The organism is Hymenobacter lapidiphilus (genome assembly GCF_003417065.2).
In the GTDB taxonomy this organism is placed as follows: domain Bacteria; phylum Bacteroidota; class Bacteroidia; order Cytophagales; family Hymenobacteraceae; genus Hymenobacter.
On the sequence record NZ_QVLT01000002.1, the window covers coordinates 175,073 to 198,419 of the forward strand.

Consider the following 23,347-nt stretch of genomic DNA (forward strand, 5'->3'; position numbering starts at 1 on the left):
TGTTGACAGCATGAAGCGTATCTGCAACAGCGGCCGGTGGCTGAGTATGGTAATAGTGGCCGCGCTGCTGCTGGCTACCCCGGCCTGCCAGCGCCATCCTTACCGCATCCCCGACCCCAAAGGCCCGCCCATAGCCAAGGTGAAGCGCAACCGCACCCCCGGCAACGAGGCGGCCGACGGGCGGGTGCTGGATGTGGAGCGCGAAGCCGTGAAAATGCCAAAAAACCGCCTCGATAAGCAGGGACTGGTGAAAAAGCCCAAGCACGACCAGCGGCGGCTGAAGCCCCGCCATGAGCGCCGCCGGTTTCTGGGCATTAGCATGCCCTTCTGAGTGGCCCTGCCGGCTGCCCGCCCCTACTACATGCCGCCTGGCCATGGTATGGTCCGGAATGCGTAGCTTTCCGTAGCGCTTACCGCCCTGCAGTCTGGATTATCTGCTTACTCCTTATCGTCCGAAAACTATGCGTTATCTATTTATTGGCGCCTTGTTGCTGGCTTTGTCGGCCACCGAGGCGCAGGCGCAACTGGAGTCGAGCAGCCCGGCCAGCCAGCGGACGGCCAGCCGGAAGGCGCTGCGCGATGCCCGCAAAGTAGAGGCGCGCTACAAAGAGTCGCACCTGGCCGTGAGCAAGAAGGAGCTGCGGATGAAGGCGGCCGGCCGGCTGGCCACGCTGCCGCCCCCGGCCGGGCAGCCCGACTACAAGTTCAGCCGCGACGGCACACCCCGCGTAAGCGAACCAACAAAGATGCATTTGCGTCTTCGTCGTAAGAAGCCCAACGCGGCTCCGGTACAGTAGTACCGATTCTTTTCAAGTTTCACTTCCCCACCCTGTATGACTCCCTGGCAACCCCTCACCCAAGCCGAGCAGCTTTCCGAAATCGTCCGCGAATCGGCCGGGCAGCCGGTTATCGTGTTCAAGCACAGCACCACTTGCTCCATCAGCGCTATGGCCAAGAGCAAGATTGAGCGACAGTGGGCCGATGCCGGCCTCGAAAATGCCAAACTCTACTACCTCGATCTGCTCAATTACCGGCCCATTTCGCAGGAGCTGGCTCAGCAGTTTAAGGTGCAGCACGAGTCGCCCCAGCTGTTGCTGATTCAGGATGGCGCATGCACCTACCACGCTTCCCACAACGGCATCCGCCTGAGCGACGTGAAGCAGGCGGCGGCAAAGTAACGTAGTGCTTGCTAGTGCTTTGTGCTTAAGTCGGCCAGAAGATCCGGTAAGGGTATGATGGAACGAGCTAAGCACAAAACAACAGCCGCTAAGCGTTGTAGTCAAACTGAACCTGCTGCTTTATCTCGGGGTTCAGGCTGAGTGCTACCGGGCAGGTTTTGGCGGCCCGCTCAAGCAGGGTGCGCTCCTTTTCGGGTAGCGACGCCGGCAGCCGGAACGTCAGGTCAATCTGCCCGATGCGGCGTGGGTCGCTGAGCATGTGCTTGGTGGTGTCCCAGCTGGCACTGCTCAGGTCGAGGCCATGCCGCTCGGCCACGATGCCCATAATGGTCATCATGCACGAGCCCAGGGCCGAGCACACCAGGTCGGTGGGCGAAAACGCTTCGCCTCTTCCTTGGTTATCGGTAGGGGCATCGGTCAGAATGGTGTTGCCCGAGGCGACGTGGGTGGCTTCGGTGCGCAGCTGGCCGGCGTAGCGGGCGGAAATGGTGCTCATAAGAAACAGGTAAACAGGCGAAGTATGCGGGCTAATTTACGTACTTTCGGAGGGGTTGGCAGCCAGCGGCAGCCGGCCCCGTCGTTTTTCAACCGACTCTCTATGTATTCCCGACCCGTACGCACAGTTGCCAGCCTGGGCAGCACGTTGCTGCTGGCCCTGCTGGCAGCCCCGCAGGCACAGGCACAGCGCAAGCCGCGGCCTGTTGCCCCGGCCCGGCCTAGCATCAGCAACGACCAGCCCTCCTATAGCAAAGAGTTTACGTACGGCGTCAACTTTAATACCCGCGGTGGCCTGTTGGGCGGTGTAGCCGTGCGCTCCACGCGCCTGCTCAACCAAGACTGGGCCCGGTTCTGGAGCCTGGAGCTGGTAGAGGTAAAGCACCCGAAAGAGGAGAAGGCCACCATATCCAGCCGCACAGCTGGCATAACGGGAACCATAGTGCCGGGGAAAAGCAACTACTTTTTTGTGGCGCGGCCCAGCATAGGCTTGCAGCGCGTGCTGTTTCGTAAAGCGCCCGACGCGGGTGTACAGGTAAACGGCCTGCTGGGCGGCGGCCCCTCAATTGGCCTTCTGATGCCTTATTACATCAACTACAACTACCAGGACCCCAACGGTGGCCCGCTCGATGTGCGGGCCGAGCAGTACGACCCGGCCAAACACACGGGCCCGGGTGGCAGCATTCTGGACCGCGCCCCGCTATTTGCCGGCGTGGGCGAAACCAAGCCCCTGGTGGGAGCCCACATACGCGGGGCGCTCAGCTTTGAATTCGGCCGTTACCGCGACGCGGTAACCGGCGTTGAGGTGGGCGTGCTGGCGGAGGCCTACGCCAAAACCCCGGTCATTATCCGCAACCAGCTGACGGAGGACAGCGCCATCAACGACCGTTTTCTGCCCTCGGTGTACCTCACAGTTTACATAGGCAGCCGCCACTAAGCGCTCCTTTTGGCGGGTTATGTAAAGAGCATAAGGGAGAAAGGCCAAAACAACCCGGCCTTTTATCCCTTATGCTTTTATCATTCATGCCTTATCCTCATCCCCATTCCTCGTACCTTTGTGCTATGGATGATTTGTTGCTGACTCTGCCCATTATTCAGCCCGAAGCGGCCGCCCCTGCCAAGGCCCGCAAGCCCGACTGGCTGCGCGTGAAGCTGCCGGTAGGCCCGGCTTATGCCAACGTGCGCCGCCTCGTCGACGAGCACAAGCTGCACACCATCTGCGAAAGCGGCAACTGCCCTAATATGGGCGAGTGCTGGGGCGCGGGCACGGCCACGTTCATGATTCTGGGCAACATCTGCACCCGTTCATGCTCGTTCTGCGCCGTGGCCACCGGCCGGCCCTCCGAGCTCGACCTGGATGAGCCCCGCCGCGTGGCCGAGGCCATTCAGCTGATGGGCGTAAAGCACGCCGTGCTTACCAGCGTGAACCGCGACGAGCTGAAGGACCGCGGGGCCAGCGTGTGGTACGAAACCGTGGTGCAAACCAAGCAGCTCAGCCCCGCCACCACCATCGAAACCCTGATTCCGGACGTGAAGGCCAACTGGGCCGCACTCGATACCATGATTGCCGGCGGCCAGGAAGTGGTGTCGCACAACATGGAAACTGTGGGCAGCCTCTACCGCCTCGTGCGCCCCCAGGGCAAGTACGACCGGAGCCTGGAGCAAATCCGGCGGACCAAGCAGGCCGGTAAACGCACCAAGTCGGGCATTATGCTGGGCCTGGGCGAAACCAAGGACGAGATGTACCAGGCTATGGACGACCTCGTGGCCCACGGCCTCGATATCCTCACGCTGGGCCAATACTTGCAGCCTACCAAGCGCCACATTGAGGTAGCCGAGTTCATCCACCCCGACCTGTTTGCCCACTACCGCGAGGAGGGCCTGCGCCGGGGCTTAAAGTATGTGGAAAGCGGCCCGCTGGTGCGCTCCAGCTACCACGCCGAGCGCCACGTGAACGTGCCTATCTAGACGGCCTGTTATGCACTGGTAGCGTAATTTGGGGTATGGCACAGCGAAGTGGTTACCCCAGCGACGTAACGGATGACGAATGGACATTTGTAGCGCCTTACTTGTCCCTGGTGCGCGAAGACGCCTCGCAACGGCAGCACGCGCTCCGGGCCGTGTTCAACGCCCTGCGCTACCTGGTCAAAACCGGCTGCGGCTGGCGCTACCTGCCCCACGACCTGCCGCCCTGGCCGGCAGTCTACCAGCAATGGGCGCGCTGGCGCGATAACCGGTGTTTTGAGCACATGATGGCCGATTTGCGCGAGTTGGCCCGCGTGCTGGCCGGACGTGAGGCCGAGCCCACGGCCGTCATTTTGGACTCGCGCACCCTGCAAAGCACGCCCGAAAGCGGCGCCCGCGCCGGTTACGACGGGGCCAAACGACGCAAGGGTAGCAAGGTACACGTGGCCGTCGACACGCTGGGTCACCTGCTGGCCGCGGTCGTCACGCCAGCCAACGTGACCGACCGCGGGCAGGTTGATGCGCTCTGTGAGCGGGTGCAGCAGGTCACAGGCCAAAAAGTGCAGGTGGCGTATATAGATCAGGGCTACACGGGCGAAGACGCCGCGTACGCCGCGGCCGTGCACGATATTGACTTACAGGTTATTGCCAAGCCCGAAGGCCAACCCGGCTTTGTGCTGCTGCCCCGCCGCTGGGTCGTCGAGCGCAGCTTCGGCTGGGCCGCCCGCTTCCGCCGTCTGGCTCGCGACTACGAACGCCTGGCCCTGACCATGCAGCAATTCCACTTCCTGGCCTTCGCTACACTCTTGCTGGCAAAAGACGTTTTCCGCGCCACCAGTCTATAACAGGCTCTAGACGGCCTGACTGGCCACGCGACCCGCTTTCGAGCTACCAAAAGGCTTATTTCAACAAAAAGACCTTTCCGCAAACCGGAAAGCTTTTTGGTGAGAGCCGGTAGGGTCGGTAATTTCGGCGGTAGCTGCTAGGGGGAGTGGCTGGCCAGAGTGGTCTTGGCTGAAGGCCAGCCACCTCTCAGTTCTCCTTTATAAGGCTGCTTGTTTCTGCTATGATCCTTCGTAAACTTTCCCGCAACCTCACGTTCTGGGTGCTGTTTTCCATCGTGGCCGGGGTTCTGCTCGGCCACTTCCGGCCCGCCGTGGCCGTGCAGATGGAGCCGCTGGGCCGGCACTTCATCAATGTGGTCAAGCTGTTTATCAATCCCATTATCTTCCTCACCATTACGGTGGGCATCAGCTCGATGGGCGACCTTAAAAAGGTGGGGCGCATTGGGGGTAAGGCCCTGCTGTACTTTGAGGTGATAACCACGCTGGCCTTGCTCATTGGCGTAGGCGTGGCGGCCCTGGTACGCCCCGGCGACGGCGTGGCAATGGTTGGCAGCCCGGCTACCGCCAGCGTAGGCGAGTACACCGAGCGGGCTGCCGGCTTCTCGTGGAGCCACTTTCTGGCCGATAACCTCACGCTGCAGGTATTGCTGATTGCCATTGTGCTGGGCATGCTGCTGAGCCGGTACGCGGGCCGTCAACCCCTTATCGACCGGCTGAAAACAGCCTCGGTTTATGTGTTTCGGGGGCTGCGCTGGGTGATGATGCTGGCCCCTGTCGGCGCATTTGGGGGTATGGCTTTTACCATTGGCAAATACGGCCTGAGTACGCTGCTGCCGCTGGGCAAGCTGATGATAACGGTGTACCTGACCATGGCCCTGTTCATTTTTGTAGTGCTGGGGGCCATCATGCGCTATTGCCGGGTAAGCCTGTGGGCCTTTCTGCGCTACATCCGGGCCGAGCTGCTTATTGTGCTGGGCACGTCCTCATCGGAGGCCGGTTTGCCGGGGCTCATGGAGAAGCTCGTGGGCATGGGCTGCGCCCGGCCGGTGGTGGGGCTGGTAGTGCCCACCGGCTACTCCTTCAACCTCGATGGCACGACCATTTACCTCTCGCTGGCCACTATTTTCCTGGCTCAGGTATTCCACGTCGAGCTATCGGTAATGCAGCTGCTGACGATGGTGGGCATTCTGATGGTGACTAGTAAAGGTGCGGCCGGCGTAACGGGCAGCGGCTTTGTGGTGCTGGCCAGCACGCTCACCGCACTTAAAGTTATTCCGGTCGCAGGCCTGGCGCTGCTGCTGGGCGTGGATAGGTTTATGTCGGAGGCCCGCTCCATCACCAACTTCATCGGCAACGGCGTGGCTACCATTTTTCTGGCCCACCATGAAGGCGCCCTCGACCATGAGCAGGCCGCCGCCGCGCTGGGGCTGCGACCCATTGCGGTTGCCGGCCCGGCGGCAACCACAGCGGCACCGCTACTGTCCGAAAAGGCCGGCTGACTGCCCTCACAAGGGCATTACAACACCGCTATTCAAACGCAAAAACCCCCGCCAGATTTGCTGGCGGGGGTTTTTGTATTTAGATGAGGCCGCTTACTCGCGGTATGCCTGCGAATTGGTAGGTCGGCCGTCCTGGGGAGGGTAGTTGCCCAGAATGCTGGTGACGATGCGCTGCACCTCGACCTCCGAAATAGTCTGGTTATCGACCTGGGCCTGGCCCTGGCCGCGCCACGCCAGCTCTTTGCGGCTGGCATCCACGAAATCCAGAATGAGCGTGCCGGCTTTGTACTCGGTTACGTAGCCGCGGTTGTAGAGGCTGCCATAGCCGTAGCCATACCCATAGTAGGGGTTGCCATAAGGGCCATAGGGCGAGCTTACGGCCCGCTGCTTGTCCTCTACGCGGGCACTGTAGGCTACGTACACATCGGGCGTGGCCGTGGCCTCTACCATCGTCATGCCTTTCGCGCCGAGCTGCTGCTCCACAGCCGTCCGGATACGCTTATCCAGAAACGACTCGTACCCCCGCGCCGGGCCACCCTCCGTGTCGGTGCGCTGCTGCGGATACCAGGCCCAGGTGCGGTAGGCCCGGAAGTTGACGGAGTGGTCGTAGTCGGAGGTGACGCCTACGCGGGCGGCAGTGGTGCAGCTGGTGGCACCCAGCAGCAAGCCAAAGCCCAGCACAGAGTAAGCCAACGGGCGGAGCAGAAAGCGGGATATACGATTCATAGGAGTAAAAAAGGCGGTAGAAAAACCATTTGCGGGCTATACTAAGGCCGCGTACCGGTACAGGTAAACAACAGCCCCGGCTACCCAGACGTTCCCGCAACGCAGTGCAGCCTCCCGGGGTGGGGTAGTAGAATTATAAACGCCCGAAGTTGCCCCGCGACTATAATTGTGGTTATCTTTTGTCGAAATTGTCGTTTCCTGATTTGATACTCATGAAGAAAACCGTACTCTATCTGGGCACTTTGGCTCTGCTATCTGCCTCCTGCAGCTCCTCGCGCGACGACTCCCGCTCGCGCCGCCCCGACGCCGCCCCGGTAGCCCATACATCGGTAGTCGAGTGCATTCTCTACGACGGCATGACCAAGACCTCCAAGCAGCTGACGACCCTGGCTGCCGGCAGCGAAGTGCAGGTAATGGACACGGTGAGTGCCTACTTTGTGAAAGTGCGCGTAACGGCGGCCGGCAAAACCGAGTCGGGCTACATGTACCGTACCTGCTTCGGTAAGCAGTAGCAGCAGCAGCAGCCACTGGCCGGCTGCTTTGGTGGCCCGGCCCGGTGCCGGTTGCGAATCCGGCGTATCTTCGGGGTCTGTTTATTCGTGCCATGGCTGCTACTCCCGCTTCTGCTCCCACCCCCGAAAGCCTGGCTGCCGAGCTGGCCCAGGAACGCCGGCTCCGACAGGCGGCCGAAGGCCAGGTGGCTGGCCTGCGCCGCCACCTGGCCTCCACGCAGCGCACTGTTGGCCGGCTCACCGACAGTATTACGCGCCTGACCCAAAACCTGCGCGTGGCCGTGCTGGTGGCCCACCAGAACGGTACAGTTGCGCTGCTTAACCAGGAGTTTTGCGACCTGTTTGGCATCAGTGAAGCCCTGCCGCTGGGCCAGCTCGACTGCCCGGTAGAGCCGCTGCTGGAAACCCTGCAGGCCCACACCGCCCGGCCCGAACTGGCCCGCCAGCGCCTCGATGCGCTGCGCCAGGCCAACCAGCGGGTGCTGGGTCAGGATCTGGAGCTGGCCGACGGAACGGTGCTTGAACTGGACTTTGTACCCCTCAGCGGCCCCGACGAGCTGGTGGCGGCCGGCTATCTGCTCTCGTTTCGCGACGTAACGCAGGCCCGCCGGGCCGAGCAGTACCTGCACTCACTCTCGCGCATTCCGGGCCAGGACCCCAACCTGATTCTGCGGCTGCACGCCGATGGCCGGCTGCTGTACAGCAACCCGGCGGCCGAGGCGTTGCGCCTCGAATACCTGCAGCCGGAGGCCGAGCCGGCGCTGGCCGGGCAGTTGTACGCGGCCGCCTGCCAGGCCCTCGGCACGCAGGAGCTGGTGCAGCTGGAAGTCGATTTCGGGCCGCGCTGCTTTCAGCTGGCCATCACGCCCTTCCCCGACGACCAGTACGCCAACCTCTACCTGACCGATATTACCCCGCTCAAGGAAGCCGAAAAGCGCTTGGCCGAGCAGCAGGAGTTCTACGAAACTGTGCTCAACCAGCTGCCCGCCGATGTGGCTGTGTTTGATGCCCGGCACCGCTACCAGTTCGTTAACCCGGCCGCTATCCGCAACGACAAGCTGCGCCACTGGATTATCGGCCACGACGACTTTGAGTATGCCGCCTACCGCCGGCGCTCCGACAAGCAGGCCCGGCACCGCCGCCAGCAGTTCGAGCAGGTGGTAAGCCAGCGCGTTACGCTGGCCTGGGAGGAGCATCTGATGGGTCATGATGGTGCGCGGCTGGCCCTGCGCCACATGGCCCCCGTGTTTACGCCGGCCGGCGAGCTGCGCATGGTTATTGGCTACGGCATCGACATAACCGACCGCTACAACGCCGAAGAGCTGCTGCGCCAGCGCGAAGCCGAGCTGCGAGAAAACCAGGCGTTCATCCGGGCCGTAGTCGATACAACGCCCAGCGCTATCTGGGCTACTGATGGCCGGGCAAACGTGCTGTTCAGCAACCGCACCTTCAACGAGCTGCTCGAACTCAGCAGCCACCGCCAGAGCCCCGAGCCCGGCAGTATGGCTGCCCGGGAGTTGGAAGAATTTACTGCCTCCGATGAGTTTGTGCTGCGCACGGGGCAGGAGCTGGTGCACGAAAACACCTTCACGCTGCGCAATGGCACCACCATGTGGCTGCAAACCGTGAAGCGCCCGCTGGTGCGGGCCGATGGCAGCGTGAACGTGCTGGGAGTAAGTACCGACATCACGGAGATGAAAAATGCCCGGCAGACCCTGGAGAAAAGCACCAAGCAGTACCGCGACCTGATGCAGTACTCCCAGGCCCTGATCTGCACCCACGACCTGACCGGCCGGATTTTGTCGGTGAACCCGGCCGCGGCCCAGCTGGTAGGCGCCGCGCCCGAACGACTGGTGGGCCGCATGCTGCGCGAAATTCTCGACCCGGGCTTCCACGACGAGCTCGGGAAGTACCTGCGCCAGGCCCACGAGCAGCAGCAGCTTACGGGCCTGCTCACGCTCAGCGGCCCCGACGGCCGGCTCCATCACCTCATCTACGACAACTACCGGGTAGAGGAGCCCGGCGAGAAACCCTACGTAATTGCCTATGGCCAGGAAATAACCGAGCGCCTGCTGGCCGAAAAAGAGCTGATTCGGGCTAAGGAGGAAGCAGAAAACACCGCCCAGGCCAAGGAAAATTTCCTGGCCAACATGAGTCACGAAATCCGCACACCCATCAACGGCATTTTGGGGATGGCCGGGCTGCTGGCCAAAACGCCGCTCAACGAAACCCAGCAGGAACACCTGCGGATTCTGCGCAGCTCGGGCCGCCATTTGCTCACCGTTATCAACGATGTGCTCGACGTAGCGAAAATGGAAGCCGGCCAGCTGGAGCTCGAACGGGTGCCGTTCGATATCTGCCAGTCGGTTAAGGAAGCCGTGCAGACCCTGGCTTACCGGGCCGAGGAGAAGGGCCTTGATTTCCGGGTAAAGCCCCTCGAGCTGCCCCTTTCGCTGGTGGTGGGCGACCCCGGCCGGCTCAACCAGATCCTGCTCAATCTGCTCAGCAACGCCCTCAAGTTCACCCACCAGGGCTGCGTGGAGCTCGGCGGCCGCCTGCTGCACGAAACCGATACGGAGCTGGCCCTGGAGTTCTGCGTACGCGACACCGGCATTGGCATTGCGCCCGACAAGCAGGAAAGCATCTTCGAAAACTTTGCCCAGGCCTACGCTGATATTTCGCGGCGCTTCGGGGGCACGGGCCTGGGCCTGACCATCAGCCGGCGGCTGGTGGAGCAGCTGGGCGGCCGCATGTGGGTGGAAAGCGCCGAGGGGCAGGGCAGTGCGTTCTATTTCACGCTCACGCTCCCCAAGGCGGGCAAGCTGGCCCCGGCCCCCGCACCCCGACCCCTGCCCGACTATGGCCGGCTCCGGGGCCGGCGGGTACTACTGGTCGAAGACCACCCCGTCAATCAGCAGCTGGCCCTGCTGATGCTGGAAGGCTGGGCCGTGGAAGCGCACGTAGCTTCCGACGGCCCCGAGGCCCTGCACCAACTCGAAGCCCGCCTCTACGATGTGGTGCTGATGGATATCCAGATGCCCGGCATGAGCGGCCTCGATGTAGCCCACGAGCTGCGCCGCCACCCCGACCCCCACCGGGCTAATACGCCCGTAATTGCCCTCACAGCCAACGTGATGCGCTCCGATAACGACGCCTACCGCGCCGCCGGCCTCGATTATCTGTCGAAACCGTTTGAGGAAGATGAGCTGTTTCATAAGCTCGAAGCCAACCTGCGGCCCGTGGCGGTTGCCGTTCTGGAAATTCAGCCTGTTCCGCCTCTGCCCGTAGTCGCGGCCGAGCCAGAGGCAGCGGTACTGCCCGGGTCCGTTCCAACCCTGTTCGACCTCACCCGGCTGCGCGATACGGCCCACGGCAGCAGCATTTTCATGCAGAAAATTATTGGCTCGTTTCGCACGCACACGCCGCTGGTCGTGAGCCAGCTGCGCGAAGCCGCCGCTGCCGCCGACTGGCCCGCCGTGGGCATGCTGGCCCACAAGCTACGCCCCTCGCTGCAGCTGCTGAGCATCGGTAGTACCGAGGAGGCCATTGCCCTGCTCGAACCTCTCTCGCGCCCCACTACCTATGCCCTGCCCGACTCCGATATCTTGCTGAGCGCCACCTTTGCGCTGGCCGAAACGCTCACCGCCGCCGTCGAGCAACTCGGTACGGTGCGGGTGGAATAGTAGTTGCGCTTAGTGCTTGGGGCGTAGGGCGTAAGCTGTTCAGAACGGCCTACGCACTACGCCCCGAGCACTAAGCGCAACTCTATATACGGTTCAGTTTGCTGAAAAAGGCCTCCTGGTAGGATTTGCCAATGGGTACGTGCTGGCCACCGGGTACCACAGCCGCCCCGTCCTCGATGGCCTCGATGCGCTTGAGGTTGAGAATGTAGGAGCGGTGTACGCGTACGAAATGCTCGAAGGGCAGGCGCGCATCCAGCGACTTCATGGTGGTATACACGATGTACTTCTGCTTTTCGGTAACGATTACCACGTAATCAGACAGGGCTTCGATGTAGAGCACCTCGTCGAAGTTGATGCGCACCATTTTACTGTTCACTTTCACGAACAGGTCATTATCGGGGGCGACCATGGAAGTGGCCGGTACCGCAGCGGCGGCAGCCGGCGTTTCGTGCTGTAGCAGGGCCCGCTGCACCGCCCGGCTGAAGCGGGCATAATCGAAGGGCTTAACCAGGTAATCGGTTACGCGCAGGTCGAAGGCATCGACGGCAAAGTCTTCGTGGGCCGTGGTGAGGATGACGATGGGTGGGTCGGGCAGAATGCGCAGCAAGTCGAGGCCGTTGAGCTGGGGCATCTGCACATCCAGAAACAGCACATCCACGCGGTTTCCGGCCCGGAAGTAGTTCAGGCCCTGTAGCGCGTCGTCCATCGATTCGACCAGCTTCAGGGAGCTGGTGAGCGAAATATAATGCTCCAGTGTCAGCCGGTTGATTTCTTCATCATCGATAATAGCGCAGGTGAGGATACTGGCCATGGTAGCGTAGGGATAAGGGTGAAGAAAGCTGGGCCGCGGCCCCAACCCACGCCATCGGAGCTGCCCCGAAAAGGGACTTATCTGGGGGCGCAGCGTAATAGTGGAGTGGCTAAGCTAACCTTTTTGGATTAATCGGCCAAGCTGTGCAATGGCACCGGCATTAGCTGCGGAGCGCCATCTCGGCGGCTACCAGTGCCTGCACCTCGGGCCGCTCATAATCGGCCTCGGACTGGATGTGCGGCATCAGGCGCTGCATTACCTGCTCCTGTGCCTGCCCGTTGGCCAGGGCCTCGGCATAGGGCAGGTGCGAAAACGTAACCTGCGAGTAGAGGGGCTGCCATTGCGCCGGGAACTGGGCAGCCAGCCGGCCCTCAATCTTTTTCTGGAGCAGGAAGCGCGGGTCGGCTACCCGGTCGCGCATTTCGTAGAAATTGTACACGGCCAGGTCGGCCATGGCGTCGGTATTGGGCTTGCGCATGGCTTCAAACCGGCGCATAATGTGCGGCCAGTCGGCGCCATGCTCTTCCAGCAGCTCGGCCAGCACGGCGCAGTCTTCGAAGCCCGAGTTCATGCCCTGGCCATAGAAGGGCACAATGGCGTGTGAGGCGTCGCCGAGTAGCAGCACGTCGTCGTTGTAGCTCCACGGAAAGCAGCGCACGGTAACGAGCGAGCTGGTAGGGTTGGCGAAGAACTCCGTTTCCAGGTCCGGCATCAGCGGCAGCGCATCGGCGAAGTGCTCGGCAAAAAAGGTGCGTACCTGGGCTGGGGTTTGCAGGGCCGCAAAGGATTTGGCCCCCTCATAGGGAAAAAACAGGGTGCAGTTGAACGAGCCGTCGAGGTTGGGCAGCGCAATCATCATGTACTGGCCCGGGGCCAGATGTGCAGCGCGTGCTTGTCGAGGGGCCAGCTGCCGTCGGGGGCCGCAGCAATGGTCAGCTCCTTGTAGCCGTAATCGAGGTACTGCTGCGAGTAGTTGAACCGGTCGGTGCGCTGCATGGCCCCGCGTACGGCCGAGTAGGCCCCATCGGCCCCAAACAGGCGCTGATAGGGCTGGGTGCGGGTCTGGCCGGTGGTTTCGTCGCGCATTTCCAGCTGGCTCCGGCGCAGATCCACGCGCTGGCAGTGCTGCTCAAACTGCACCCGGATGCCGGGCTGCTCCTCCACCAAGTCCAGCATCCGCCGGTTCAGGCCGGCCCGCGACACCGAGTAGATGGCCTGCCCGTCGTGGCCGTAGGGCTGAAACGTGAGCTGTCCATCCACGCCGTGCATCATGCGGCCGCGCATGGCAATGGCCACCTCGCGCACGGCCTCGGCAATGCCTACGCCCTCCAGGGCCCGCCAGCCCCGGTCGGAGAGGGCCAGATTGATGGAGCGGGCCTCCACTTTGGCCTCGCCCCGGATGTCGGGCCGGCGCTCAAACAACTCGACCGTGTGGCCGTGCCGGGCTAAGTACAGCGCCAGCAAACAGCCCACCAGCCCCGCGCCCATTACGGTGAGGGTTTCGGCCGGTGGCTGCGGGTTGGCGGGGGAGGAAGTAAGCATGAGCAAAAGGGTAGGCGGAAAAAGCGGAACGAGGCCCCGAAGGTACTCTATTGCGCTGGTATAGGGGCGCAGAACAGTAGCATGCCAGACGTTGGCCGAGGCATTCGGGGTGTTGGACGAGAAAGTTCCCCGACGCGGCTTTTTTGCAAATCCGCTCATCTGATGCGTGCCGTACTTTGCACTATAAACAGAACCACTTGACCACAGATTGCCCCCCGATGCTAGCTGCCCCCACTTTAGTTTTATGCGGAATACAACCGAAATCCGCCCGTCATCGGCGGGCCCGGCAGCGGCGGCATCTGGTGCGGCTCACGTTTGTCTATGATATGGCGCGGCAGCCGCGCCAGCAGCGGCTGCTGGCATCTGCGAAGGGCATTGGTAGGGTAGTACGCATCGGCGACTATGTGGTGGGCGATGAGGATTGCCCGTGGCTGTATGGCCCAGCCGATGTGCGCTACTAGTTTCGGGTCGGTAAAATTATTTCTGCATAAAAAATCCCATATAAATACCAATTTTCAAAGCTCAACCTTTTTGTAATCAATTACTTGTAGGTAGGATATGCGGTATGCCTACTATATATTTGCAGCCCCTTCTGGCAGAAGGGGCTTTTTTGTATTTTTTCATTTCCTCTTTTTACATGCGAAAACCTTACTGTTTATTGCTCTTATTACTACTTCTGATGGGACAGAGCCTGGCCGGTTGGGCGCAGGAAGCGGTACCCGTAACCGGGTCAGTACTTACCGATACCGGACAACCGCTGCCCGGAGCAACCATATTCATCAAGGGCACCTTCATTGGTACGAGCACCAGCCGCGACGGCGGCTTTCTGTTGCGAACCGATTTCAGCAATGGCCCCGTAATACTGAGCGTTTCGTTTGTGGGCTACGTAACCCAGGAGCTGACGCTGAGCAAGCCCGATAACGGTATCAAGGTGACGCTCAAGCCCAACCCCATTCAAGCTGCGGAAGTAATTGCTTCGGCCTCGCGGAAAGAGGAGAACATTCTGCAGGCCCCCGTAACGGTGGAAAAGGTGACCTCGGAGCAGGTATTGCGCCTGCCTCCGCCCGATGTGCAGGTGGGCCTGAACCAGTTCAAGGGTATTGATGTGAACGGCACGAGCATGCTGATGAACTCGCTCAGTACCCGGGGCTTCAACTCGCCCAAATCGGAGCGCCTGATTCAACTGACCGACTATTTCGACACCCAGTCGCCGTCGCTCAACATCAACTCGGGCAACCTCCAGGGCCTGCCCGAAATCGATATAGAAAGCATCGAAATTATCCACGGGCCGGCCTCGGCCCTGTACGGTGCCAACGCCTTCAACGGGGTGCTGCTCCAGAACTCGAAAGACCCCTTCGTAACCGAGGGCCTGACGCTGCGTGTGCGCGGCGGCGGGCGTGCCCTTTTCGACGGCCAGCTCCGCTACGCCAAGCGTATCGGCCAGAAGTTCGCCTTCAAGGTTACGGGTGCCTACCTGACGGCCGACGACTGGTTGGCCGAAAACTACTCGGCTACCGACCGGCGGGTGGAGAGCCGCAACAATGACCAGGGCTCGACGCTGGGGTACGATGCGGTGAACAACTACGGCGACGTGGCCTTCCGGGTGCCGGATAGCTATCCGATTGCCGATTTGCGGGGTAAAACGCTGTTTATGCCCGGTTTTGCCGAGCAAGCGCTGGTAGGAACCGACGAGCGGGCCAAGTCGCTGAAAGTGCAGCCGTCGTTGTCGTACCTGCTTACTAACACCATAAAAGTAACCGTAGGCGCAGCTACAGCCGCGGCACGGCCAGCTACCAGAGCTCCAGCCGTTACCGGTTCAAGGACTATGGCACCAACCAGTACCACGGCGAAATTAAGGGTAGCCGCTGGTTTGTGCGCGGGCAGTCGGTGCAGGATTTCGGGGCCAACTCGTACGATTTGAACCTGCTGGGCTCGTTTATCCAGAATTCGCCCATTGCCACGGGTGGCGGCACCACCTACGCCCAGCGCTACTTTGGGGCCTATCTGAATGAGTATGCCGTGTCACGCGGCAAGGGCCAGACCAACGAACAGGCCCAGCAGACGGCTTTTTCGCTGGTGAGCCAGGGCGCTTTCCAGCTCGACCCCAACTCGGCCGAGTTCCGCAACCTGCGCAGCCAGATCATCAGCGACGCGACGCCCGGTCGTGGAGCCCGGCTCAACCCCAGCTCGCTGCTCAACGAAGGCAACGCCCAGTACAACTTCCGGCTGGCCGAAACGGCTGACCTGATTGTGGGCGCGGCCTACCGCAAGTTCCGTCTGGGCTCCAACGGCAACCTGTTCAGCGACATTGAGAACCGGATTCAGAACAACGAATTCGGGGGCTACGCACAGCTAACCAAGAAGCTGCTCGACGAGCGCCTGAAAGTGGCGTTGGCTGGCCGGATCGATGCTTTCAAGAACTTCAAGCCGGCCTTCTCGCCCCGGGCTTCGGTGGTGTACTCGGTGGGGGCTACGCGCCAGCATAACTTCCGGGCCAGCTTCGGCCGCGCCTTCCGTTCGCCCACCCAGCTCGACCAGTACATTCGGCTCGATGTGGGCCAGCTGCTACTGCTGGGCAACGTGGACAACGGTTTCCAGGGCTACAGCCTGACCAGAGTGGGCGCTGCCGGACCATTGGCTATTGATATTGCCTCGCTGAAGCTGGAGCGCCTGAGCACGTATGAAGTAGGCTACAAAGGAGCCATCGGCGAGAAGCTGGCCGTAGATGTGAACTATTACCGCAACTCCTACAACGACTTTATCGGTGCCCAGCGCTTCAACGGCAACCCCGATGGCAGCCGTCCGGCCACGTTTGGCGCAGCGGGCAGCCGCATATTGCAGGTGTGGACCAATGCCAACCAGCAGGTGAACACGCAGGGTGCAGCCCTGGGCCTGACCTACGCTTTCGCGCCCGCGCTGAAACTGGCCGCCAACTACACGCTTAACGTGCAGGACGATACCGACGTACAGAACGCCGACTTCCAGACCTATTTCAACACGCCCAAGCACAAGTACAACGTAGGCGCCAGCGGCACCGTCATCAGCAACCTGAGCTACGCCCTCAACTACCGCTGGGCACAGGGCCACGAGTACGGCACGCCCTTCGCGGTGGGCCAGCTCGCCGACTATAGCGTAACCGATGCCTACCTGGGCTACAACTTCGCCAAATTGGGGCTCACGCTCCAGGGTGGAGGTTCCAACATCTTCAATGCCAACAACATTCAGGTGTATGGCGGCCCACAGATTGGTCGCCTATTATACCTGGGCCTGCAGCTTGACGTGAAGTAAGAGGTCGACAGCTTCTATACTAAACGCCCCCGCAACAATCGTTGCGGGGGCGTTTTTTCGTTGTGAGAAGAGACGGATTACCGCATTGCCCGGCCATTGCCCGTTAGCGGCCAACCACCAGCCGAAATGTGAGATTCAGCCGTGGTCCAACAGGACGGGCTGTTTTGGGCAGCGCGTGCAGCCAGTTTTGCTGGGTGGGGCCGCGCATCAGCAGCAGGCTGCCGGCGGTAAGGGGCAGGCTGAGGCCGTGGGCCGGCACGCCGGGGCGGGGCCGCAGCCGGAAGGTGCGGGTGGCGCCCAGCGTGAGGGAGGCAATAACGGGCGCGGGGCCCAGCTCGGGTTCGTTGTCGGCGTGGTAGCCCATGCTGTCGTGGCCCGAGCGGTAGAGGTTTAGCAGCACACTATTAAAGCGGGCCCCGGTGGCCGCTTCTACCCGCGCCCGCAACTGCTGCAGGGCCGGCAGCCACGGCAGCGGGTCCAGGCGCAGGCCCGAGTAGCGGTAAGTAGCCTCGGGGTCGCCGTACCAGGCCGTCATCCGGGGCTGCATCACCTCTTTGCCAAACAGCCGGATGGGCTGCTGCTGCCAGAGCACGGCAGCTGTCAGCTCGGCCAGCAAGGCCGCCGCTTCGGTCGGGGCCAGAAAGCCGGTATCCAGCAGCACTTCGGCGGCCGGCAGGAGCAGTGGTTGCAGGGGCATAGGAGCGGCGGCCGGGCCTACAGCGCGTTGGGCATTCCGGCGGGCAGGGCCCCCTGTATCTGGGCAAACAGGTAGTAAAGGCCCAGCAGCAATAGCCCGCAGATAAGCAGGGGAGCCACCCACGAGCGGCTGCGGTAAGGTTGCCGCCCGATGTAACGCGGCCAGAAAAACAGGTTGTACACCAGAATGGCCGGTAGGTTGAAGAACGAGCCCAGCCAGTTTACCTGCTCGCCATACAGGCTTTTCAGCCACAGTACCAGGTAGCCGCCGCCAAACACATAGGCCACTACAAAAGCAATTACGAGCAGCGCGGCCCGGTTGCGCTGCAGTGCGCGCAGGTTCAGCACCAGCATCACGCCCCCGGCAATCATGCTGAAAAGAACCGAGAAGATGGTAATAGCCCCCAGCGAAAATAGCTTGGGGCCGGTGGCTTCGGCTACCTCGGGCAGGGCCTCGCCGCGCGATACGCGGCGGGCCTGGGCCTGCTCGTCAGCCTCGGCCCGCACTACGGCATCACGGCGCTCGGTCTGCTCCTGGCCCAGGCGCAGCTCGGCCATCAAGGCCTCGGCGTTGGGCTCGGGCAGGCCGCGGCGCTCCAGCTCCGCGAGAGCGGCCAGCACGGCCTCCTCGCGGTACTGGTAGCGCTGCTCCACGTATTCGTGCAGCTCAGCCACCGTTTTGCGGCTCATCTTCGCCAGGAAATCTTCCGCCATGATTCAGTTAATAATTGCTCGTTGTCAGTGATGAGTTGTCAGCTGCTGGTTGTCAGTTGCAGTTGTCGTTCTATAGAACCGCCTGACAACTGGCAACTGACAACTAACAACTACTTCGCCCATTCGGTCAGCACCTCGCCTACCCGGCACACGTCTTCGAAGGTGTTGTAGAGCGGGGTAGGGGCCAGGCGGATGACGTTGGGCTCGCGCCAGTCGCCGATAACGCCCACGGCCATCAGGTGCTCGAACAGGTCGCGGCCGCCCTGGTGCACCAGCAACGAGAGCTGGCAGCCGCGCTGGGCAGGGTCCTGGGGCGTAATGATTTCGAGCCGGTCGGGGCCCAGGCCCAGGCGCCGGATGAAGAACTCCAGGTAGCCCGTCAGCAGCTCGCTTTTGCGGCGCAGCGCGGGCATGCCGCCGGCTTCGTCGTGGATTTTGAGGGCGGCCTCATGCACCGCCAGCGCCAGAATGGTACCGTTGGAAAGCTGCCAGCCGGCCGCGCCGTGCATGGGCTTAAAGCCCTTTTTCATCTGAAAGCGCTCCTTCTCGTCGTGGCCCCACCAGCCAGCCAGGCGCAGCAGCTCGGGCTGGTCGGCAAACCGCTCGTGCACGTAGGCACCGGCTACCCCGCCGGGCCCCGAGTTGAGGTACTTGTAGGAACACCAGCAGGCAAAATCCACGTCCCAGTCGTGCAGCTGCAGGGGCACGTTGCCGGCGGCGTGGGCTAGGTCGAAGCCCACCATGGCCCCGGCGGCGTGGCCGGCGCGGGTAATGTCTGGCATATCGAACACCTGGCCGGTGTAGTAGTTGATGCCGCCCATGATGATGGTGCAGAGCGAATCGCCCAGTTCCTCAATTTTGGCCACAATGTCTTCGGTGCGCAGCGTGTGCTCGCCGGGGCGGGGCTGCAGCTCCACAATGGCGTCGTCGGGCGCAAAGCCGCGTAGCTTCACCTGGGTTTCGAGCGCGTACTGGTCAGACGGAAATGCGCCGCCCTCCATGAGCACCTTGTAGCGGGTGGCGGTGGGCTGGTAGAAGCTGATGAGCAGCAGGTGCAGGTTGGTGCTGAGGTTGTTCATCACCACCACCTCGTGGGGCTTGGCGCCCACAATGCGGGCCGAGGGGCCCTGCAGCCGCTCGTGGAAAGGCATCCAGGGCGTATCGCCCTTAAAGTGGCCCTCTACGGCCAGATTCTGCCAGTTCGCAAACTGCACTTCGGCGGCGGCGCGGGCCGTGCGCGGCTGCAGGCCCAGCGAGTTGCCGCAGAAATACAGGCACTCGCCCTGCCCGTCGGGGCCAGGTGGAATCAGGAACTGCTGCCGGAAGTCGCGCAGTGGGTCCTGGGCGTCGAGCTGGCGGGCGAAAGCGAGGGTGGGTTCAAACGTCATCCCGGCAAAGATACCACCCTTAGCCCCGCCCGCCTAGCCACCTGCCCGCATGATTATGGCCTCCTGGTGGCCCGGGTTTATCCAGGTGAAGTGAGCCAAACAGGAGGTGCATACTACGGTGCGGTGGCGGGCGCTTCCATGTAGGTGCCGCATACCGTGCAGGTGCGCAGCGCATCGGAGGCCCAGAACCGGTCCATGACGGGTGGTAGCTGGGCCACGATGTCGGTGATTTCGACGTACTCCTCGTGAAGCTGGTGGCCGCAGTTTTCGCAGTACCACTGGAAGCCGTCGAGCTCTCCGGCCGTGCGATAGCGCTCCAGCACCAGGCCTATCGAGCCGGCCGCCGCCGGGGCGAGTGGGGCACGCCGCCCGGCAGCAGGAACATGCTGCCTGCTTTTATCTCGATGTCCACCGGCCGGCCATCCTCTATTATTTTCACTACCATGTCGCCTTCAAGCTGCAGAAACAGCTCCTCGCCCTCATCCACGTGGTAATCCTTGCGGGCATTGGGGCCGCCCACTACCATCACAATGAAATCCTTGTTGTCTTTGAACACCTGCTGGTTGCCCACGGGGGGCTTCAGCAGGTGGCGGTGGTCATCAATCCACTGCTGAAAGTTGAACGGACGGGCGATGGGCATGAGGCGAATGATGGGGAAGATGGTACGCTTTCGTTCGGGGCCAAAGAATCCACGGCCGGCAAATAACGAAATTCCGGCCGGTGGGGCCGCCCGCGGTTCGGGCTTTATACGGCGTTGGGGCAGCTGTGGCCCCCGGCCCGCGGCGCAACCGGCCGCTTACGCCGCGGCAGCAAAATAATAAGCGGCCTTTTCTTCGCCCCCGCTATCTTTGGCCAATTAGCCACCTATCCGCTCCTGCTTTGGTCCAGTTTCGCACGCTCTCTATTATTATTCCCGTCTATAATGAGGCCCGTACCATTCATCAGATCTTGGATCTGCTGCGCGACCTGCGCCTGGTGAACGATATTGCCAAGGAGATAATTCTGGTGGATGATTGCTCTTCCGACCAGTCGGTGAGCACAATTGAGGCCTACGCGGCCAAATACCCCGAGCTGGCGCTGCGGCTGCTTCGCCACACCGTGAACAAGGGCAAGGGCGCGGCCCTGCACACGGGCATCCGCGAGGCTACCGGCGACTACGTTATCATTCAGGACGCCGACCTCGAATACGACCCGGAGGAATACAACCTGCTCATCAAGCCCGTGCTGCGCGGCTTTGCCGACGTGGTGTACGGCTCGCGCTTTATGGGCGGCAACCCCCACCGCATCCTGTTTTTCTGGCACAGCATCGGCAACGCCGTGCTCACTTTCCTGTCAAACGCCTGCACCGACCTGAACCTGACGGATATGGAAACGTGCTACAAACTGTTCCGGCGCGACATCGTGCAGGGGCTGCAGTTGGAGGAGCAGCGTTTCGGCTTCGAACCCGAAGTAACGGCCAAAGTGGCCCGCGTGCCCAACGTCCGCATCTACGAGGTGGGCATCAGCTACTACGGCCGCACCTACGCCGAGGGCAAGAAAATCGGGTGGCGCGACGGATTTCGCGCCATCTACTGCATTATTAAGTACGGGCTGCTGGGCGGGTAATCCCGCGGCCCGGCCGCCGGCCGCCCTGGTTTAAGCGGCCGCATCAGGCGGCTTCCCTCTGTCGCTCCATCTTCTCTATGCTGCTATCGAAACGCTACGCTACGCGCCTGCCGCTGTACCTGGCCATTGCCACCATGCTTGCCCTGCTGGCCCTGGCCTGGCATTTTTATGTGGAGCGCACGGCCTACTACGACCTGGCCTACCACCTGTTCTACTACCTGAAGGACAAGGCGCTGTTCGTGCAGAACCGGCGCTTCGCGGCCATTGTCACGCAGCTGCCCACGCTGCTGGCCATTAAGGCTGGGTTGCCGCTCGATGTGGTGATGCGGCTGTACTCGGTGGCGTTTATCGGCTACTATCTGGCCGTGCTGCTGGCCTGCGCCTACTGGCTGCGCAATGAGCAGGTGGCGCTGGTAATGGCGCTGTGCTACGTATTGCTGACTTCGCACACATTCTATTGGGCGCAGTCGGAGCTGCCGCAGGGGCTGGCAGCGCTGCTGCTCTACTACGCCGGTATTTCGCGGCAGCTGCCGCTGCAGCGGCGCTTCAGTACCCTGGCGCTGGCCACGCTTATTCCGGTGGCCATTTTCGCCCACCCGCTGCTGCTGCTGGGCTTCCTGTTTATGTGGAGCTACGACTGGTTGCTGAATCAGCGCTTCCGCGACCCGCTCTATTACGGCCTGTTGGTGGTGGGGCTGGCCAGCTATGCGCTGCGGGTGCTGCTTACGCCGCCTGGCTCGTACGAAACCACGCAGATGACCTTCGGCCCCAACCTGAAGCGGTACTTCCCCGACTACTTCTCGCTGAATAGCTTCGATACGTTCTGGGAGCTGTGCCGCACCGAGTTCGTGGCCCTGCCGGTGCTGCTGCTGGTGCTAACGGTGTTTTACCTGCGAAAAGGCACCCTTCTGGCGCTGCTGCGGCTGCTGCTGATGTGGGGCTTCGTGGTGGGCTACGTGTTCATTATCAGCGTAACCCGCGCCGAGTACACGGAGCTGTCTTACCTGGAAAACTTCTACATGCCCCTCACGCTATTCGTGGCTATACCGCTGGCGCTGGAGTTGCTGCCCGCCCTGGAAGGCCGCTGGCCCCGCTGGGCGCCGGTAGCGGTGGCGGGGCTGCTGGCGGTGGTACTGGTGGCCCGGGTAAGCCTTGTCTGGCAGCGCCACCCGCCTTACACTGCTTATCAGCAGTGGATTACGCACGTGTTGGCCTACACCAGGCAGTTTCCCGAGGGCAAGTTTCTGCTCTACCCCGATAACATCGACCCGCACCAGATTCGGGCGGGCTGGCCTTGGTGGGCCCTGGCCAGCGAAACGCTGATTCGCAGCGCCCAGCAAAGCCCCGATTCGGTGCAGACTATCCGCGTGGGCTGGGATATTGATGGGCTGGCGCAGCAGGGCAGCCAACCCGGGGTGCTGCTGGGGCCCTTCGAGGCGCTGCCCGCGGCCGAAATGCCCACCCGCTACGTGCGGTTTCCGTCCACCACTATCTACCGCCGGCTCAACTCCGCACCGCCGCAGGAGCCGGCCGAGCTGGCTGCCTACATCGAGGCCAACCGCAGCGTAACGCTCAGCCTGCCCGATACAGCGCCGGCCCGCTGGACGGCCGGCGAGCAGCACACCATTCGGGTGCGCGTTTCCGTGCCGCCGGCCAACCGGCCGCTGCACTCGGCAATCTGGGTTGAGCACCCCACAATGTTGCGCACCGCCTTCTACCGCAATGGCGACTGGCCGGCCGATGCCATGCCGGTGCCCACGCCACTGGAACTCGACGTCTGGCAGCCCTGGACCCAGACGCTGGCGTTGCAGACTCCGACCCGACCCGGCCGCTACACCTTCGAAGTCAGCCTGATCAGCCAGAACTACCGCGACTGGCCGGTGACGCTGCGCTTTCCGGTGGAGGTGACACCGTAAGCAGGGCCCGACCGCTCGACAAGGCAACAGGCCGTTATGCACTGCATAACGGCCTGTTGCCTTTGTGTTTAGCCGATTATGACTGCCTTTACTCGATAGCCTTTATGGTAATGTCATCGACGTAGACCGGAGAGGTGGCGTTGGAGCGCCACAGAAATACTTTCAGGTGCTGGGTGGGCTTTACACTGTCGGGCAGTACGATGGTTTTGGCAACTTTCACCCATTTCTTATGCACCTTGGCCGCCTCCTGCAGCTTGATGCCGTCGCCGAACAGCTCCGTATTATCAGTGGCAGAATTGACTAGCTGCACACCCAGCTCGGCGGTCGAGTTGTCGTCGGTCAGGTACACCCACGCCTCCACTTCCACGCTGTGCGGCCGGAATGAGACGGTCCGGTACAGGGGCGCGTTGAACGTCAGGCTGAACTCGCGCGTGCGGTCGACGAAGATGGAATACCTACCCGAATGGGCCTGCACCTTGCTCAC

22 protein-coding genes and 2 pseudogenes are annotated in these 23,347 nt (G+C 62.1%); 14 read left to right on the forward strand and 10 right to left on the reverse strand.

All coding sequences use genetic code 11. The features are described from left to right. The first annotated feature begins 10 nt into the window (after positions 1-10). The 3 genes from D0N36_RS01985 (at position 11) to ytxJ (ending at position 1,178) form a co-directional block, all read left to right on the forward strand. Positions 11-331, forward strand: a complete 321-nt coding sequence (locus D0N36_RS01985) for a hypothetical protein (protein WP_116939377.1) — start codon at positions 11-13, stop codon at positions 329-331. A 130-nt stretch (positions 332-461) separates the two neighbouring features. Beyond that, positions 462-797 (forward strand): hypothetical protein, encoded by a 336-nt coding sequence (locus tag D0N36_RS01990; protein WP_116939378.1) that lies wholly within the window; start codon positions 462-464, stop codon positions 795-797. Between the two features lie 36 nt (positions 798-833). Further along, on the forward strand, positions 834-1,178 hold the full coding sequence (gene ytxJ, locus D0N36_RS01995; RefSeq protein ID WP_116939379.1) for a bacillithiol system redox-active protein YtxJ: 345 nt from the start codon (positions 834-836) through the stop codon (positions 1,176-1,178). 88 nt (positions 1,179-1,266) lie between these two features. Here ytxJ and D0N36_RS02000 read toward each other — a convergent pair whose 3' ends face one another. Continuing rightward, positions 1,267-1,674: an OsmC family protein gene (locus tag D0N36_RS02000; RefSeq protein ID WP_116939380.1), complete on the reverse strand. Its 408-nt coding sequence runs from the start codon at positions 1,672-1,674 to the stop codon at positions 1,267-1,269. A 102-nt stretch (positions 1,675-1,776) separates the two neighbouring features. Between D0N36_RS02000 and D0N36_RS02005 the strand changes: the two genes are divergently transcribed. From D0N36_RS02005 to D0N36_RS02020, 4 genes are all read left to right on the forward strand, one after another. Then, positions 1,777-2,610 carry a hypothetical protein gene (locus tag D0N36_RS02005; RefSeq protein ID WP_116939381.1) on the forward strand — a complete coding sequence of 278 codons (834 nt, stop codon included), beginning with the start codon at positions 1,777-1,779 and terminating at the stop codon, positions 2,608-2,610. A gap of 137 nt (positions 2,611-2,747) precedes the next feature. Continuing rightward, a complete protein-coding gene (gene lipA, locus D0N36_RS02010) occupies positions 2,748-3,641 on the forward strand; it encodes a lipoyl synthase (RefSeq protein WP_116939413.1) in 894 nt (297 codons plus the stop codon). A 35-nt stretch (positions 3,642-3,676) separates the two neighbouring features. Next, positions 3,677-4,483, forward strand: a complete 807-nt coding sequence (locus tag D0N36_RS02015) for an IS5 family transposase (protein WP_116939382.1) — start codon at positions 3,677-3,679, stop codon at positions 4,481-4,483. 221 nt (positions 4,484-4,704) lie between these two features. Beyond that, positions 4,705-5,982 carry a cation:dicarboxylate symporter family transporter gene (locus D0N36_RS02020; RefSeq protein ID WP_116939383.1) on the forward strand — a complete coding sequence of 426 codons (1,278 nt, stop codon included), beginning with the start codon at positions 4,705-4,707 and terminating at the stop codon, positions 5,980-5,982. A gap of 93 nt (positions 5,983-6,075) precedes the next feature. Here D0N36_RS02020 and D0N36_RS02025 read toward each other — a convergent pair whose 3' ends face one another. Next, the gene (locus D0N36_RS02025; RefSeq protein ID WP_116939384.1) at positions 6,076-6,708 is read right to left on the reverse strand and encodes a DUF4136 domain-containing protein; all 633 of its coding nucleotides are present in this window, start codon (positions 6,706-6,708) and stop codon (positions 6,076-6,078) included. A gap of 212 nt (positions 6,709-6,920) precedes the next feature. Between D0N36_RS02025 and D0N36_RS02030 the strand changes: the two genes are divergently transcribed. Next, the gene (locus D0N36_RS02030) at positions 6,921-7,220 is read left to right on the forward strand and encodes a hypothetical protein (protein ID WP_116939385.1); all 300 of its coding nucleotides are present in this window, start codon (positions 6,921-6,923) and stop codon (positions 7,218-7,220) included. 92 nt (positions 7,221-7,312) lie between these two features. Next, positions 7,313-10,903 (forward strand): PAS domain S-box protein, encoded by a 3,591-nt coding sequence (locus D0N36_RS02035; protein ID WP_116939386.1) that lies wholly within the window; start codon positions 7,313-7,315, stop codon positions 10,901-10,903. A gap of 82 nt (positions 10,904-10,985) precedes the next feature. Here the strand turns inward: D0N36_RS02035 and D0N36_RS02040 are convergent, their stop codons facing one another. The 3 genes from D0N36_RS02040 to D0N36_RS19465 all read right to left on the reverse strand — a co-directional run bounded on the left by D0N36_RS02040 (position 10,986) and on the right by D0N36_RS19465 (position 13,256). Continuing rightward, entirely contained in the window at positions 10,986-11,714 is a 729-nt protein-coding gene (locus D0N36_RS02040; RefSeq protein WP_116939387.1) for a LytR/AlgR family response regulator transcription factor, read from the reverse strand. A 160-nt stretch (positions 11,715-11,874) separates the two neighbouring features. Continuing rightward, positions 11,875-12,573, reverse strand: a complete 699-nt coding sequence (locus D0N36_RS19460) for an FAD-dependent oxidoreductase (protein ID WP_242478767.1) — start codon at positions 12,571-12,573, stop codon at positions 11,875-11,877. Next, positions 12,570-13,256: an FAD-dependent oxidoreductase gene (locus tag D0N36_RS19465; RefSeq protein WP_242478769.1), complete on the reverse strand. Its 687-nt coding sequence runs from the start codon at positions 13,254-13,256 to the stop codon at positions 12,570-12,572. Before D0N36_RS19465 ends, D0N36_RS19460 begins: the two co-directional genes overlap by 4 nt. Positions 13,257-13,558: 302 nt before the next feature. Between D0N36_RS19465 and D0N36_RS02050 the strand changes: the two genes are divergently transcribed. From D0N36_RS02050 to D0N36_RS02060, 3 genes and pseudogenes are all read left to right on the forward strand, one after another. Further along, positions 13,559-13,717 carry a hypothetical protein gene (locus D0N36_RS02050; RefSeq protein ID WP_190242476.1) on the forward strand — a complete coding sequence of 53 codons (159 nt, stop codon included), beginning with the start codon at positions 13,559-13,561 and terminating at the stop codon, positions 13,715-13,717. Between the two features lie 218 nt (positions 13,718-13,935). Further along, a complete protein-coding gene (locus D0N36_RS02055; protein WP_190242477.1) occupies positions 13,936-15,177 on the forward strand; it encodes a carboxypeptidase-like regulatory domain-containing protein in 1,242 nt (413 codons plus the stop codon). Then, a pseudogene (locus D0N36_RS02060) lies at positions 15,096-16,544 on the forward strand (TonB-dependent receptor plug domain-containing protein); the annotation flags it as partial. The gene D0N36_RS02055 and the pseudogene D0N36_RS02060, both read left to right, overlap by 82 nt. Positions 16,545-16,647: 103 nt before the next feature. Here D0N36_RS02060 and D0N36_RS02065 read toward each other — a convergent pair. The 4 genes and pseudogenes from D0N36_RS02065 to D0N36_RS02080 all read right to left on the reverse strand — a co-directional run bounded on the left by D0N36_RS02065 (position 16,648) and on the right by D0N36_RS02080 (position 19,982). After that, a complete protein-coding gene (locus D0N36_RS02065; protein ID WP_116939390.1) occupies positions 16,648-17,241 on the reverse strand; it encodes an alpha-ketoglutarate-dependent dioxygenase AlkB family protein in 594 nt (197 codons plus the stop codon). A 17-nt stretch (positions 17,242-17,258) separates the two neighbouring features. Continuing rightward, positions 17,259-17,954, reverse strand: coding sequence for a hypothetical protein (locus tag D0N36_RS02070; protein ID WP_116939391.1), 696 nt, complete (start codon positions 17,952-17,954; stop codon positions 17,259-17,261). A gap of 110 nt (positions 17,955-18,064) precedes the next feature. Then, a complete protein-coding gene (kynU, locus tag D0N36_RS02075) occupies positions 18,065-19,342 on the reverse strand; it encodes a kynureninase (protein WP_116939392.1) in 1,278 nt (425 codons plus the stop codon). 113 nt (positions 19,343-19,455) lie between these two features. Continuing rightward, positions 19,456-19,982: pseudogene (locus D0N36_RS02080) on the reverse strand (3-hydroxyanthranilate 3,4-dioxygenase). A gap of 239 nt (positions 19,983-20,221) precedes the next feature. On the opposite strand from D0N36_RS02080, the gene D0N36_RS02085 reads away from it, so the two are divergent. Next, complete coding sequence (locus D0N36_RS02085) at positions 20,222-20,947, forward strand: glycosyltransferase family 2 protein (RefSeq protein WP_116939393.1); 726 nt, start codon at positions 20,222-20,224, stop codon at positions 20,945-20,947. Positions 20,948-21,024: 77 nt separating this feature from the next. Beyond that, positions 21,025-22,863 carry a hypothetical protein gene (locus tag D0N36_RS02090; RefSeq protein ID WP_190242478.1) on the forward strand — a complete coding sequence of 613 codons (1,839 nt, stop codon included), beginning with the start codon at positions 21,025-21,027 and terminating at the stop codon, positions 22,861-22,863. An 88-nt stretch (positions 22,864-22,951) separates the two neighbouring features. On the opposite strand, the gene D0N36_RS02095 is transcribed toward D0N36_RS02090, so the two are convergent. Then, positions 22,952-23,347, reverse strand: coding sequence for a hypothetical protein (locus D0N36_RS02095; protein WP_116939394.1), 396 nt, complete (start codon positions 23,345-23,347; stop codon positions 22,952-22,954).

Coding starts and splice junctions, on each gene's coding strand:
- D0N36_RS01985 (WP_116939377.1), top strand. CDS start 11: ATGAAGCGTATCTGCAACAGCGGCCGGTGGCTGAGTATGGTAATAGTG.
- D0N36_RS01990 (WP_116939378.1), top strand. CDS start 462: ATGCGTTATCTATTTATTGGCGCCTTGTTGCTGGCTTTGTCGGCCACC.
- ytxJ (WP_116939379.1), top strand. CDS start 834: ATGACTCCCTGGCAACCCCTCACCCAAGCCGAGCAGCTTTCCGAAATC.
- D0N36_RS02000 (WP_116939380.1), bottom strand. CDS start 1,674: ATGAGCACCATTTCCGCCCGCTACGCCGGCCAGCTGCGCACCGAAGCC.
- D0N36_RS02005 (WP_116939381.1), top strand. CDS start 1,777: ATGTATTCCCGACCCGTACGCACAGTTGCCAGCCTGGGCAGCACGTTG.
- D0N36_RS02015 (WP_116939382.1), top strand. CDS start 3,677: ATGGCACAGCGAAGTGGTTACCCCAGCGACGTAACGGATGACGAATGG.
- D0N36_RS02020 (WP_116939383.1), top strand. CDS start 4,705: ATGATCCTTCGTAAACTTTCCCGCAACCTCACGTTCTGGGTGCTGTTT.
- D0N36_RS02025 (WP_116939384.1), bottom strand. CDS start 6,708: ATGAATCGTATATCCCGCTTTCTGCTCCGCCCGTTGGCTTACTCTGTG.
- D0N36_RS02030 (WP_116939385.1), top strand. CDS start 6,921: ATGAAGAAAACCGTACTCTATCTGGGCACTTTGGCTCTGCTATCTGCC.
- D0N36_RS02035 (WP_116939386.1), top strand. CDS start 7,313: ATGGCTGCTACTCCCGCTTCTGCTCCCACCCCCGAAAGCCTGGCTGCC.
- D0N36_RS02040 (WP_116939387.1), bottom strand. CDS start 11,714: ATGGCCAGTATCCTCACCTGCGCTATTATCGATGATGAAGAAATCAAC.
- D0N36_RS19460 (WP_242478767.1), bottom strand. CDS start 12,573: ATGATGATTGCGCTGCCCAACCTCGACGGCTCGTTCAACTGCACCCTG.
- D0N36_RS19465 (WP_242478769.1), bottom strand. CDS start 13,256: ATGCTTACTTCCTCCCCCGCCAACCCGCAGCCACCGGCCGAAACCCTC.
- D0N36_RS02055 (WP_190242477.1), top strand. CDS start 13,936: ATGGGACAGAGCCTGGCCGGTTGGGCGCAGGAAGCGGTACCCGTAACC.
- D0N36_RS02065 (WP_116939390.1), bottom strand. CDS start 17,241: ATGCCCCTGCAACCACTGCTCCTGCCGGCCGCCGAAGTGCTGCTGGAT.
- D0N36_RS02070 (WP_116939391.1), bottom strand. CDS start 17,954: ATGGCGGAAGATTTCCTGGCGAAGATGAGCCGCAAAACGGTGGCTGAG.
- kynU (WP_116939392.1), bottom strand. CDS start 19,342: ATGACGTTTGAACCCACCCTCGCTTTCGCCCGCCAGCTCGACGCCCAG.
- D0N36_RS02090 (WP_190242478.1), top strand. CDS start 21,025: ATGCTGCTATCGAAACGCTACGCTACGCGCCTGCCGCTGTACCTGGCC.